The organism is Lactobacillus sp. UMNPBX16 (genome assembly GCF_002553775.1).
Lineage (GTDB): Bacteria > Bacillota > Bacilli > Lactobacillales > Lactobacillaceae > Lactobacillus > Lactobacillus crispatus.
The window spans coordinates 1-13,850 of the sequence record NZ_PCYU01000007.1 but is presented as its reverse complement, the minus strand read 5'-3'; the positions used below and the strand labels follow the sequence as shown (position 1 = coordinate 13,850).

General features: G+C 36.7%; 14 protein-coding genes and 2 tRNA genes. 9 read left to right on the top strand and 7 right to left on the bottom strand.

Annotation, left to right across the window (positions count from 1 at the left end; all coding sequences use genetic code 11):
• Window positions 1–400 precede the first annotated feature (400 nt).
• The 6 genes from CP367_RS01395 to yycF all read right to left on the bottom strand — a co-directional run bounded on the left by CP367_RS01395 (window position 401) and on the right by yycF (window position 7,362).
• Complete coding sequence (locus CP367_RS01395; RefSeq protein WP_057726593.1) at window positions 401–1,663, bottom strand: S1C family serine protease; 1,263 nt, start codon at window positions 1,661–1,663, stop codon at window positions 401–403.
• A gap of 79 nt (window positions 1,664–1,742) precedes the next feature.
• Window positions 1,743–2,540 carry an MBL fold metallo-hydrolase gene (locus CP367_RS01390; RefSeq protein ID WP_068813796.1) on the bottom strand — a complete coding sequence of 266 codons (798 nt, stop codon included), beginning with the start codon at window positions 2,538–2,540 and terminating at the stop codon, window positions 1,743–1,745.
• Window positions 2,541–2,552: 12 nt separating this feature from the next.
• Entirely contained in the window at window positions 2,553–3,377 is an 825-nt protein-coding gene (locus CP367_RS01385) for a two-component system regulatory protein YycI (protein WP_005720462.1), read from the bottom strand.
• Window positions 3,378–3,379: 2 nt separating this feature from the next.
• A complete protein-coding gene (locus CP367_RS01380) occupies window positions 3,380–4,741 on the bottom strand; it encodes a YycH family regulatory protein (protein WP_089142959.1) in 1,362 nt (453 codons plus the stop codon).
• Window positions 4,722–6,575 (bottom strand): cell wall metabolism sensor histidine kinase WalK, encoded by a 1,854-nt coding sequence (gene walK, locus CP367_RS01375; protein WP_005720460.1) that lies wholly within the window; start codon window positions 6,573–6,575, stop codon window positions 4,722–4,724. The genes CP367_RS01380 and walK overlap by 20 nt, the downstream gene beginning before the upstream one ends.
• A 70-nt stretch (window positions 6,576–6,645) precedes the next feature.
• Window positions 6,646–7,362, bottom strand: coding sequence for a response regulator YycF (yycF, locus tag CP367_RS01370; RefSeq protein WP_005720459.1), 717 nt, complete (start codon window positions 7,360–7,362; stop codon window positions 6,646–6,648).
• Window positions 7,363–7,498: 136 nt separating this feature from the next.
• Here yycF and CP367_RS01365 point away from each other — a divergent pair.
• The 9 genes from CP367_RS01365 (at window position 7,499) to CP367_RS01325 (ending at window position 13,022) form a co-directional block, all read left to right on the top strand.
• A tRNA-Lys gene (locus CP367_RS01365) sits at window positions 7,499–7,571 on the top strand.
• Window positions 7,572–7,689: 118 nt separating this feature from the next.
• Complete coding sequence (locus tag CP367_RS01360) at window positions 7,690–7,911, top strand: hypothetical protein (RefSeq protein ID WP_089145644.1); 222 nt, start codon at window positions 7,690–7,692, stop codon at window positions 7,909–7,911.
• A 132-nt stretch (window positions 7,912–8,043) separates the two neighbouring features.
• A tRNA-Lys gene (locus CP367_RS01355) sits at window positions 8,044–8,116 on the top strand.
• 179 nt (window positions 8,117–8,295) lie between these two features.
• Window positions 8,296–9,057, top strand: coding sequence for a 1-acyl-sn-glycerol-3-phosphate acyltransferase (locus CP367_RS01350; protein WP_013085640.1), 762 nt, complete (start codon window positions 8,296–8,298; stop codon window positions 9,055–9,057).
• Between the two features lie 16 nt (window positions 9,058–9,073).
• Window positions 9,074–9,910, top strand: coding sequence for a glycosyltransferase (locus CP367_RS01345; RefSeq protein ID WP_065991057.1), 837 nt, complete (start codon window positions 9,074–9,076; stop codon window positions 9,908–9,910).
• A gap of 17 nt (window positions 9,911–9,927) precedes the next feature.
• Window positions 9,928–10,881: a glycosyltransferase family 8 protein gene (locus CP367_RS01340; protein WP_089145645.1), complete on the top strand. Its 954-nt coding sequence runs from the start codon at window positions 9,928–9,930 to the stop codon at window positions 10,879–10,881.
• A 13-nt stretch (window positions 10,882–10,894) separates the two neighbouring features.
• Window positions 10,895–11,842 (top strand): glycosyltransferase family 8 protein, encoded by a 948-nt coding sequence (locus CP367_RS01335; protein WP_005726082.1) that lies wholly within the window; start codon window positions 10,895–10,897, stop codon window positions 11,840–11,842.
• Complete coding sequence (locus tag CP367_RS01330; RefSeq protein WP_013085637.1) at window positions 11,839–12,708, top strand: lysophospholipid acyltransferase family protein; 870 nt, start codon at window positions 11,839–11,841, stop codon at window positions 12,706–12,708. The genes CP367_RS01335 and CP367_RS01330 overlap by 4 nt, the downstream gene beginning before the upstream one ends.
• Window positions 12,709–12,800: 92 nt before the next feature.
• Window positions 12,801–13,022, top strand: coding sequence for a cytochrome b5 domain-containing protein (locus CP367_RS01325; RefSeq protein ID WP_005726080.1), 222 nt, complete (start codon window positions 12,801–12,803; stop codon window positions 13,020–13,022).
• A 218-nt stretch (window positions 13,023–13,240) separates the two neighbouring features.
• Here the strand turns inward: CP367_RS01325 and CP367_RS01320 are convergent, their stop codons facing one another.
• Entirely contained in the window at window positions 13,241–13,675 is a 435-nt protein-coding gene (locus CP367_RS01320; RefSeq protein WP_005723985.1) for a GNAT family N-acetyltransferase, read from the bottom strand.
• Window positions 13,676–13,850 lie beyond the last annotated feature (175 nt).

The following is a 13,850-nucleotide window of genomic DNA, read 5'->3' as shown; positions in this document are numbered from 1 at the left end:
TTTCAACATTTTGTGGTATTATTTCACTTATGCCCCAGAAGTTGTATTTAATAATTTTTCTAAAATTTCTTTATTCACATCGATTTTATGAAAGCCTTTTTTCACAAACTTTATCTCTTAAGGCTTGTTATACCTGCATGAACGCCTGTTTTCTCAAATAGAATTCACTAAATAAGGTCAAAATCATCATATTTTTCCACAAGTTAATAAACCTATATTTATCAAGTTATACACAATCCACAGAGTTATCCACACTTATCAACAGGCTGGTGTCTGTTTGACAACAAATAATTCCGAACAATTTGATGTTACACATTTAAAAAGTTAACAAAAAGGCTATATCTACGTTTAAACCGCGTGATATAGCCTTTTTTCTTTTAATTAACTTCTATTTTGATTTTTAGTTACCTTCAAGTTTTACCTTTAAGTTGACATCCTTACCATTTCTGTTCACGGTAACATTTACGGTATCACCGACTTTATGGCTGTATAAAATGCTGTGTAACGATGCCACATCATCAATCTTCTTGCCGTCAACCTTGGTAATAACGTCGCCGCTCTTCATTCCGGCATTAGCAGCTGAACTATTCTTGTTTACTGAGGCAATGTAAATACCACTCTTCAAAGTAGAATTGATCTTCAAGCGGCTTCTGTAGCCTTCTGGAATACCTTGAAGTGCGATTACCCTTACGCCAAGTTGTGGACGGGTAATCTTACCCTTCTTAACTAATTCGTTCACAATCGTAACTACTTCGTTTGATGGAATTGCAAAGCCCATTCCTTCGACAGAAGTACCATCACTTGATTGGGCTAACTTCATTGAGTTAATCCCGATCACTTGACCAGCTGAGTTAACCAAGGCACCACCTGAGTTACCTGGGTTAATTGCGGCATCAGTTTGAATAACCGTTTGTTGATTGCCTGATGAAGTAGAAATGGTTCTAGCCGGTGCTGAAATAATCCCTTGCGTTACCGTAGAAGCATATTCACTACCTAATGGTGAACCAACGGCAATGACAGTTTGACCAGCTTGTAAGCTCTTAGAATCGCCAAATTCGGCCGTCTTAGTCACATACTTAGCATCAATTGAAAGCACAGCTAAGTCAGTTGTACTATCCTTACCAACAACTTTAGCATTTACTGTCTTGCCATTAGCTAGCATTACCTGAACAGCATCACTGCCTGAGATAACGTGGTTGTTAGTAACGATATAGCCCTTGCCATTAGATTTCATGTAGACTACACCTGAGCCTTCACTGTAAGTCTCAAGCTTGCCCTTGCTGCTTGATGAAGAGCTATCATCACTGTCATCATTACCGAATAAACTATTATAAAGTGAATTAGTACTATTAGAACTTGATTGGCGTTTTAAGTTAATAACTGAAACAACCGCTCCTTTTACATCATTATATGCAGTAGTCATTGTGCCACTAGTCTTAGCACTCTTTTCTGAAACTTTACTACTACTTGAAGATACACTAGTTTGAGCAGCACCATTATTAACTGATGCATTATTCATTTGATCAGCTGCGTAATATGAAACGCCTCCACCGATCAAGCCACCAACTACACCGACAATCGCTGCAGTGGCAATGATTTTACCATTAGTATTCTTTTTTCTAGGTTGTTGTAAATTGTTATTATTATTTTTATTTTCTACCATACTTGCTTCTCCCCTCATCTTGTTTACTAATCATACCGATTAAATTTGAATATTATATGAAAAAATGTTGTGAAAACTGCTAAATTTCAACTAATTTTGTAGGCTGATTAGGTTCTGTATCAATAATCTTAACATCATCATCCAAATTTGCATCCCCCTCAAGCAGCATTTCCTTTGCCGTTTCGTGAGCTAAATACTCCGTATTATTATGTTGGCTGCGATGCGCTAAAAAGATATGCTTTGTTTTAGGTGTGACTACATCAACTAATGCCTGGGCTGCTTCGTCATTAGATAAATGGCCTACATCCGACAAAATTCGCTGCTTCAGTGCCCAGGAATATGGTCCATCTCTGAGCATCATATTATCATAATTAAATTCCATCATATAGGCATCAGCATCTTCAATTGTCCCTTCAACTTCTTCTGATACATAACCTGTATCAGTTAAAAAAGCGACCCGCTTACCACCACTAGTAAACACATAATATTGCGGCTCAGCTGCGTCATGACTAGTTGCAAAGGCAGTAATATCAACATCACCAAAAGTTTTAGTTTGGCCTGGTTCAATTGTATTCATTTGTTCAGCCGGTAATTTACCTATTTTTTGCGTATCCAATAAATACTGCCAAGTCCCACTATTGGCAAAAGCATCTATCTTAGGATAACGGCGCATCAACACGCCGAGTCCGCCACTATGATCGGTATGATCATGACTTAAAAAGGCCATATCAATCTCGTTAATATCAACTCCAACTTCGGCTAGCAAATCTTTAGTTTTCTTACCAGAAAGGCCAGCATCCATCAGGATTTTATGCTGGCCTGTAACGATTAAACTGGTATTGCCGGTCGAGCCGCTTGCTAAAACGGAAACCTTCAATTTTTATCCTTTCTATTTTTCTACATTATAGGTACTCGATTGTAGCATCTGTGCCGTATATGCATTAATACGTTTCATCGTGATATTTTTAGTTGTCTTATTTTCTACCCAAACCAGCCAAGTTGGCAACAAGATTGTGCTGCCACGTACTTCTGTCAGTTTGGAGTAACCTAATTTTACCTGCGTTACGCGCGAATTATTAGTCAACTCACGATCAGTGTACATCGCACGCACAGCACGCCAAGCACTGATGGTTGACTGTAATTCACGCACTGGACTAGCTTGCCCCATATATGTTTCAGTAAAATTAATAATCTGATTATCTTTTACATTGATATTCAATTGGGCCGAGTTAGCATAAATTTCACCATAATCTGAGTTTTGCACAAAAACATAATTGTCTTCACTCGACATATCAGGTTCATACTTGAATTCTTTACCATAAGGAATATTTTTCGAATCATTCTTAAAATCTTCAATTTGTTCTAAAGCTTCCTTAGGTTTTTTACTCAAAAGGACTGCTTGTCTTGGTTCACCATAAAGCACATTATCGCTTTTAGAATAGCGGGCATTTACATTAGTCAGCGAGCTAACTTTGCCAGAAAGGTAGTCACGATTCTTGGTAGCTAAATAATAACCAGAATCTGGTGCATCCGAAATCTTATCGGGCAAATCAATATTGTCTGACTTCATTTCATTGCGGATGCTAGCAACGCTGCGAGTAGTGGTATCAGCGTTACTTAAATTAACGGGAGAACGGAGAATTTCGATTCCAAGATAAATATCAATTAAAAAGAAAACAACGAAAAATAGCCATTCGATTCGTTTATGGTCCATTTCTATTTTCCCCTTTCGTTAACAGTTAACTGATCAGCTTCACGGTAGGTAGATACGTCTTGCTTTTCCCATTCACCTAGGCTCTTCCATTCATCGTAGGCTTTGATATAGTACGTTGGGATCAAGTTAATCAAACTATGGTGACTTGAATCCTTTTCTTCAGCAAAACCAACGATAATTCGTTGAATATCTTCCTGCTTTAGGCCGTGATTGACTAATTCATCAACAACATCTTGGGTTGGTTTTAACCGCTTAGTTTGACCATCAAACGGAATTGGAATTTGGAAGTTTACACTATTAAAGGCCACATTAATCGAATCTGTTGAAAAGGTCGTCTTGACTTGCAAATCATGCTTATTTAAGAAAACAGGAATCCCTTCAATATAGTTTAGATAACTAACATTAGCACCATCTGCATCAAAGAAGCGTAAATCTTGCTCGGTTAAACCCAATTGGTGAACATAATAAACGCTATCTAATAAGCGGTTAGTAGTATTGGGGATCTTATTTTTTTCATAATGAGTATAAAGATAATTATGCTCACCTGAATTAGAATCTGGCACTCTTAAGCGAGTATAGTAGTTCAAAGAATACACCGTTTGACCATTCTTATTAGTCTTACTAGTAACGCCAGATGTACCTAATAAACGCGAAACAAAGTAAGAATACGATTGATGATTAGTCAAGTAACTATAAACTTTAGCATTCATTGTCTTGATGTAAAACGGTGAATAGCCTTCCTTTAAACGAACTAATCTAACTGGATACTTGCTCTTAGCATTACGTGCATATTTACGTAGTTTATCAAAATTTGCGCCAGCAATTTTTACTTGATAAATTTCATTAGTCTGATCATTTCCCAAATAAATCCAGTGATTTGACTGCGAGATAAAGAAGCGGTTAAACTCGCGGTTATCATTTGCGGCATTATTCAACTGGTTAAATAAGGAGAAAGTAATTTCATCTGGATAAACCAACTGCACATAGTTGGGATTGTTTAAATACTCTTCATATTTAGTTCTAGTATCAACTATTTTCTTAATTTTATTAGTGGCCTTGGCTTTTTTTATCTCTTTGGTAAATTCTAAAGTCAAATTATTTTTTGAATCATATAGCTGACACAAATTTCCATTAGCAAAACCATATGAAGTAGTTGGAATATATAAATCATATAATGACTTAAAATTGTGACTACGCGTTTGCTCTTTAGTGATATTATTTTGATTTTGCTGACCAATATTACTAAAGCGCTGATCACTAGTCATAATAAAGATCCAAAGCACAATTGAGAGGACAATGACGATCAGTGTAGCTAAGCCTAAGAAAAATTCACCGAATTTGAATTTAAACTTCATCCCAATCATCCTCCTCTGTCATCGGTTCATATGGCAAGGAAATATAGAAAGTAGACCCCTTGCCTTCGCTACTGTCAGCCCAAATTTTACCATGGTGAGCTTCCACAATTTCTTTAGCAATGGCCAAGCCCAAGCCGGTACCACCTTGGGCCCGGGAACGTGCCTTATCAACTCGGTAAAAGCGGTCAAAGATTTTACCCAGATCTTTTCTTGGAATACCCAAGCCCTGGTCAGAAATACTTAAGATAACATGATTTTGGTTTTGGGTCATTCTAACAGTAATTACACCGCCATCAGGTGAATACTTAATTGCATTGTTCATAATGTTATCAATTACCTGCATCATCTTATCGGTATCGATTTCCACCCATAAGGCTTGACTGCCTAATTCACGCTTAATTGTGTATTTCTTCTTTTCTTTATTTTTATCTGTTTTAACAATCATATCGAAACGGTTAAGAATATGGTTAACAAAATCGTTTAAGTTAACAAATTCTAGATCCATTTTTGAAACGCCACGGTCCATTCTAGACAAACTCAACAAGTCATTGATCATTCTAATCATCCGACTAGTTTCTTGTTGAGTAACTTCCAAAAACTTAGGAGCAATCTCTGGATTCTTCCAAGCACCCTCATTAAGAGCTTCAATATAAGCCTGCAAACTTGTTAAAGGTGTTCTCAATTCGTGTGAGACATTAGAAACAAACTGTCTTTGTGAATCTTCATTCTTTTGTTGCTCAGTTACATCGTGTAATACACAAACTGACCCTGATACAAAGCCAGTTACCCGCTTAATCAAAGAAAAACTAGCATGCAAAATAATTTCATCCCGCGTACCTGGATCAAGGGTAATAACGATCTCTTTTTGACTAGAAATCAAATCTTGTGACGAAGTATCTTCTAGTCCCAGTACTTCAGCAATCGGCTTATTGATAACCTCGTCTTCTTTTTTATTTAAAAAGTTTAGTGCCATATGATTAACCACACTGACGTTACCATGACGATCAGTGGCTAGAACTCCATCGCTCATGTGTGACAGAACACTATCTAGTCGCCGCCGTTCACTATCAGACTCTTCTTGTGAGCGTTCAATTCGTACGGACAGGGTATTAAATGCTTTAGCTAATTGCCCTAGTTCATCATTGGAATAAATTTTTACCTGACTTGAATAATCACCATCAGCAATATGCAATGCTTGTTTCTGCATTTCTTCGATCGGTTGCGTAATTGCCCGGGAAATAACCAATGACAAAAATGCACCTAATAAAGCCGCGATCAATGACGCAATCAAGAAAGTCAATGAAATTTGGCGCAAATTGTTAAAGACATCTTGCATACTAGCTTTAACATAGACAGCACCAACAGTATTGTTAGAGCCATTGCCACTAGTCAACGGCGATATTTGAATCATGTAATTGCCATGATCATCGACCACTTTATTAATTTGATGTCCAGTTGAAATAACCTGCTTCACATCAGTATTGTTAATCCGTTGACCGATCTTACTTTTATCATTTAAGTTAGAAACGGCACGAATCGTATCCTTATTATCGACAACAATAATTTCACTAATTGCATCATTATTGTAGTCATTAACAATTTGATTCAAGCGATCATTAGTATTTTTATTATCACTGGTCAACTGATTAGCTAACTGATTGCTGACGATAGTCTGAATCTGGATTGATGATTGGAAATTTTCAATGCTATTTTGCTCTAATTGACGGGTAAAATAAGCTCCAATAACTTCAATTGTTGCCAGTAGCATCAGCATGAACACAATTGCAATTTTAGTATTAATGGAATTAAATGTACTATTTAATCTTGCTTTGAATTTTTTCATTCTACTCATTCAATATCTAAAAAATATAAAAAAGAAAGCCACTACCATAACAGTTCTGTGGCTTTCTTTATTATTCTTCACTCGGCTGTTTTACATAATAGCCAACACCACGACGGGTAACTAAAATTTGAGGTTGGATTGGATTATCTTCAATCTTTTCTCTTAAACGGTGCACCGTTACGTCTACAGTCCGCACATCACCGAAGTAGTCATAACCCCAAACAGTCTGAAGCAGGTGTTCACGAGTCATAACTTGTCCCATATGTTGAGCTAAATAGTAAAGAAGTTCAAATTCACGGTGAGTAAGTTCAATCTTCTTACCATTTTTTTCTACAATATAGGCATCTGGCATAATGACCAAGTTACCGATCTTAATATTCTTATCGGTCTCTTCTTGGCTGGCAGCTTCTGCTTTTTTAACAATATCACGACGACGCAGGTTAGCCTTCACACGGGCAACTAATTCCCGGTTAGAAAACGGCTTGGTTACGTAGTCATCTGCACCCATTTCCAGTCCTAAGACTTTATCAATTTCAGTATCTTTAGCAGTTACCATGATGATTGGCATGTCATGCGTTTGACGAACTTCACGCGCAACTTCCAACCCATCTTTTTTGGGCAACATCAAATCCAGAATCATTAGATCCGGGTCGTATTCGTCAACTTTTTTAACAGCTTCTTCGCCATCATAGGCGGTGTCGACATCAAAGCCTTCCTTAGTTAAATTAAATTTGATAATATCAGAAATCGGCTTTTCATCGTCGACGACGAGAATCTTCTTTGGCATCGGGAATGCCTCCTTTGCCCTTACATTATACTGAATTTTGTAACATTAGCCAAAAATTTTTGTTTTTTTTCAAAAAAAGCTTGCATTTTCTTATCAACAATAGCATAATAATATCTGTTGATTGATTCAACGACATGGGTGGCTAGCTCAGCTGGCAGAGCAACGGACTCTTAATCCGTGGGTCCAGGGTTCGATCCCCTGGCCACCCATAATATTTTTCGTAAGAGATAAGATGTTGATCTTATCTCTTTTTTTGTTTCTTAAATTGGATTTAGAAAGGGCTTTCTTGGTAAAATAAAATTAGAATTTGTACGAGGGGGCTTTACAATGAACGAAGCTGTATTTTTTAATCCAGGGGATGCCATCGCATCTTCACACGACTTTAAAGAAGCACGCCGCAGTGCTCAAATCATTAAGGCAGAACGTCCAACAGGGCGCCAAATTGTGATTGCCAAAAATGATCAAAGCGGTGTCTATGCTGTTTACTATGCAGATCACATGAAGCATGATCAGCAAGGCACAGCCTATCATATTCAAGATAAACTTTAGTAAAAAAGCGGCCATTATGGGCGCTTTTTGCTAGCTTCAAATTATTTTTCAACTTTTTTCAAAAAAAGCTTGTCAAATTATAAAACTACTGGTAATATATTTAAATGTCGGCGGGAGCTGATGAACAAATATGGGTGGCTAGCTCAGCTGGCAGAGCAACGGACTCTTAATCCGTGGGTCCAGGGTTCGATCCCCTGGCCACCCATAATATGAAAGATGCACTGCAAGAAGGCGGTGCTTTTTTTATGCTATTTTACAGAAGATTCGTATTTTTCAATCATGAAATTACGAATCTTTTTTATTTTCTTTCAGCATTCCTCTCGTCTTAGGAATTAGGCTTTTTTCCATGGTATCATAGGATACATAAGTATCATGGAGGGCAAGATGAAACGGATTTATTATTACCAAAAAACAACCGATGATGTAGTCGATAGTCACGATCAAAATTTCAGTCTACCCGATAATTACGTTATTCTACCTAATTCTCTTGGAGCTAGAATCTGGTCCACTACCGCTCGTCACTTAGCATGCGCTTTTGGTTGGGTGGTTTTCCGCTTCTTCGATCATGTAAAAGTCGTTGGTCAAGAAAAACTTAAGCAAGTCAATGGGGGCTATTTTATTTATGGCAACCATACTAGACCCATGGGGGATGTCTTTACCTCGCTCACAATTTTTCCAATCAAAAATTTTTATGCTATTGCTAATCAAGCTAACTGGGGCATCCCCTTCATTGGCAAATATCTTGTACGCTACGGCGGTCTGCCTGTTGGCAAAAATATGAAGCAATCGCTCAAACTAATTAAAGCCATTCAAACTGTGATTAAGGATAAAAAGGGCGAGATTCTCATCTACCCTGAAGCTCATGTCTGGCCCTATTACACGAAGATTCGCCCGTTCGATGCAACAAGCATGCACTTTCCAGTTAAATTAAATGCGCCTAGTTTCGTCATGACCAAAACCTACCATAAAAAGTGGCTTAGCAAGCGACCTAGTGCCGTTATTTACATTGATGGGCCCTTTTACCCGGATACAAATTTAAGCCGTAAGGAAGCTCAAAATAAGCTTCACGATGAAATTTGGCAGGTAATGAAGCAGCGTGCAAAAAATAGCGATTATGAATATTGTCAATATATTCAAAAGAAATAAAAAATAGGAGTTTATCATGAATATTCTTTTTTGTGGAGATGAAAATGCTCAAGATGGCGTTTTGATTTCCACCTTATCTTTAATCAAAAATTCTGGTGCTCAAGAATTGCATCTTTATATTTTAACGATGGAGGCACACAGTGATGAACGTAAATATCACCCTTTCTCACAACATGCGGCTGATTTTTTACGTTCTTTAGTAAAAAAAGCCAATCCTAACAGTACAGTTGAATTAATTGACTGCACCAAGTTATTTGAACAGGAACCGCCAACCGCTAACATGAATACTCGCTTCACGCCATATGCCATGTTGCGTTTATTTGCAGACCAATTGCCACAGATTCCTGATCGCATTCTTTATTTAGACGATGACATTGTCATTCGCGGTGATATTACAACTTTTTACAATGAGGATATTAACGGAATCGAATTAGTGGGCGTACTTGATTATTGGGGTCGCTTCTTCTTCCACAATCTTAAGACCAAGCGCGCATTTGATTATCTTAATTCTGGCGTTTTGTTGCTGAATATGAAGAAAATTAAACAAACTGGTCTCTTTGCCGAGGTGCGGCATATGATGCAAGTTAAGCAAATGTTTTTGCCCGACCAATCAGCAATAAACAAGCTAGCTGTAGCCAAGCGAGTAGCACCACGCCGTTATAATGAGCAATATCATTTGCAAAAAAACACCAAAATTCAACATTTCACTACTAGCTTTAGGTTTTGGCCTTATTTCCATACTCAAACAGTTAAGCCATGGGATGTTGATCGCGTACACAGTGTACTTCATTTACATGAATATGATGATTTGCTTAACGAATATCTCAAATTACGAAATAATTTAAAAAAATAATTTAGGAGGATCTTATTTTGAAAACCATTCCTGTTTTTTACACAATTAGCGATAATTATACGCCATATGCATATGTTTCAATTAAATCATTAATTGACCATACTGACCCCAAGAAGGACTATACGATTACCCTTTTAGTCCAACAGATATCTGATGAGCACAAAAAGAGCTTAGAAGATCTTTCAACTGATAATATTCATGTTCAAATCTTTCATATCGACGATGACATGGTTAAGCCAATCCATAATACCAAGGAAAACTACTTACGTGCTCAATTCTTTACCATGTCAATTTTCTACCGGCTATTCATTCCAGAATTGTTCCCTCAATATGACAAGGCAGTTTATCTTGATGCAGATACTATTATCTGTACTGATATTGCTAAAATGTACGAAATTGATATCGCCGACAACATGTTTGCTTCATGTCCCGACTTATCAATTCGTTACATGCCACTTTTACAAAAGTACATTAAAGAATGTCAGGGAATTTTGCCTGCAGAAAAATACATCAATAATGGTGTAATTCTGTTTAATATGAAGGCCTTTAGAGACAAAAAGTTTGTTGATAAATTCTACTACTTAATGAATAAATATCATTTCGATAACGTTGACCCTGATCAAGCCTACATGAATGAAATTTGCGAAGATAAGATTTATCACCTACCTAAAGAATGGGATGCTATGCCAAATGAAAGCATTCCTGAAATTCAAGATCCTAAGATCGTGCACTACAATCTTTTCTTCAAACCATGGCATTTTGCTGATGTTCAATATGGTCATTATTTCTGGGATATTGCTAAAACTACGCCGTATTACGATGAACTAAAGCAGCAATTAGACAACTTTACTGATGAAGACCGTCAAAAGGCCCGAGCTGACCTAGAATGGATGGCCAAAAAAGTTGACATGATTGTCAAAGAGCCAAATACTTGGGCTAAGGTTAAACAAACGGAATCAGTTAAAATCTAAGAAAGGTAATTTTATGACAATTCCTATTTTTTACAGTATCAGCGATGACTTTACCAAATACGCTGCTGTTTCTCTTAATTCTTTAGTCAAACATACAGATCCAAATAAGGATTATACTGTTTACTTTTTAAATCAAGATCTCTCATCAAAGCATCAAAAAGCTTTGTCTGATCTTAGCAGTTCAAACGTTCATGTGAAGTTTTTCCATATTGATGATCAACTTGTACAACCTATTCAAAATCGTAAGGAAAACTTTCTTCGCGCTGACTTTTTTACCATGTCGATTTTTTATCGCCTCTTTATTCCAGAACTTTTTCCCGAATATGATAAGGTGATCTATATTGATAGCGACACAATTGTAAACGACGATCTTGCTAAACTATACAACTCCGAATTGGGTGATAATTTATTTGCTGCTTGCACCGACTCCTCAATTCAATATGTAGACAAGATGATAAAATACATCAAAAATGTCCTGGCACTTGACCCCAAGAAATACATTAACTCTGGCATGCTCGTCATGAATGCTAGGGCCTTTCGCGCTGAACATTTTATTGACCATTTTATGACACTTTTAGAAAAGTATCATTTTGATTGTATTGCTCCTGATCAAGACTATTTAAATGAAATCGGGGAAGGCAGAATTTTGCACTTAAATCCTCGCTGGGATGCTATGCCAAATGAAAATACTGAACCTTTAACTAATCCTGGTCTGATTCACTATAATCTTTTCTTTAAGCCATGGCATTTTGCTAATGTCCAATATGCACAGTACTTCTGGGATAGTGCCAAACAAACGCAGTTTTTCGATGAATTAAAGAACGAACTCAATAATTATACTGATGACGAGCGTGCAGCAGACCGCGAAAAATTGGATCATATGCTTGCTAAGGAAGACAAAACTGAGCAAGATCCTAATAATTGGGCAAAAGTTAAGAAACGAGAGGCAGTAACACTATGATTTTTGGCGATAATCGTGAGGCAGTGATTAAAAATATAAAAAAAGCTGCTAATGAACGCAACTTCACAGCAAAAGTAGAAATCGGCGATCCCCAAATGTCCCTAGATCAGCGCCTTAAATTGGTCAATGATTATTGGAATAAGCGTAACACTTTTTCAAGTAAGCTTAATAATCGTATTGGACATCTCTTATTTGGTACTTTATCCAGAGCATTAGCTGGATCAACTGAATTTGTAGGTTTAGAGAACCTAAATAATTTACCTATTGGTGGCGCAATTTTAACTTCTAACCACTACAATCAGGTTGATTCTTTACCAATGAAGCTGCTCGCTAACAAGATGCACCATCAGCTTTCAATTGTAATTGAAGATACTAACCTAATGCTACCGGGATTTTTCCGCTATTTAATGAATTATGTTGGCACTATTCCACTAGTTCAGAGTCCTAGCTATATTGGAAATGAATTTCCTAAGCACCTCAGTGCAGCTTTAGCTAAAAATAATTGGGTTTTAATTTATCCAGAACAGGAGATGTGGTGGAATTATCGCAAGCCTCGCAAATTACAACGTGGTGCCTATTATTTTGCGGCTAAACAAAATGTACCGGTAATCTCCACTTTTGTCGAGATTAAGGATCTACCTAAAATCGAAAAGAAAGATCCTAATTTTTATGAGACCAAATATATTGTCCATGTTTTACCACCAATCTTCCCTGACGTTTCTCTAAACGCCAACGAAAACGCTCATAAGATGATGGAACTCGACTACCGACAAAAAGTTGCTGCCTACGAGAAAATTTATGGTAAAAAGCTTAATTATGACTTTCTAGATTGGGATATTGCTGGGTGGCGTGGTCATCTTTCATAAGAAAAGCATAAGACTCCTTCGTATCTCTTGCTATAAGGTGACACAGTGTTACCATTGATATATCAAGATCTTATTAGAAAGGAGCTTCTTATATGAGAAAATTTACTAAAGAAACTCTATCAAATTACAATGGTAAAAATGGACGTCCAGCTTATATTGCATTTAATGGTACTGTCTATGACGTAACTAATAATACCCACTGGCTTAATGGCGAAAATAATGGTATCCATGCTGGCTGTGATGTTAGTCTGGACCTCGCTCAATCTCCAGTTCTGGAATTGGCCCACATTAATCAAGTTGGTATTTATAACTAAAGATAAACTAAAAATTTGATCAAAATGATCCATAAAACAACGAGAGAATTGCTCGTTGTTTTTTTGTCTAACTCAGCATTTTATACGCTGAGTTAATTATTTGATTCAACTACAGTCTTTAATTACTGATGATTACATTTTTCTAATACGAGTGCTTATCTGACATCACACCAACTGATTGTTTGTATGAATTACTTGGTAACATGAATATTTTTGATCTATAAATCATAAGAGTACCAGTCAGGTTGTTGCTCTTTAAACCCCATTCTTGTAAACATTTTTTTGCTTTGAATATTAAAGTCATATATGTGAGCCTTCACTTGCGTCATTTTCTGAATTCTTGCAAGCTGCACCAATTTGTCGACACATTTTCTACCAAGATGCAAGTTTTGATATTCTTTGCAAATCACGATTGATATCTCACCGTCTTTTAGCAAAGTACAATCACCAATCAATTTCCCTTGATATTGAATATAGTAGCACCACCCATGCACTGACAAATATTCATACATTCGACGTAATTTAGTTAAATCATAAACGGTATCAATATTATCTACCTGCTTACAGATTTTAGGATCCTGGTACCATTTAAGAGTCTGCTTTTCATTCGGGAAATATGGCACTAACGTAAGTCTATCAGAATTTTTATCCATCTAAATATGTCCTTTTTTCTAAGTATTTAATGTCTGAAATTTAACATATACTTTTGAATATTTACCAGTCTAATAGAGAGACAAAGACAACAAGTTTATACATTTCATAACGCAAATAAAAAGCTATAACTTCTTTATTAGCTCTATAATTTTTTCGGTTCAGTATAAATTCTTG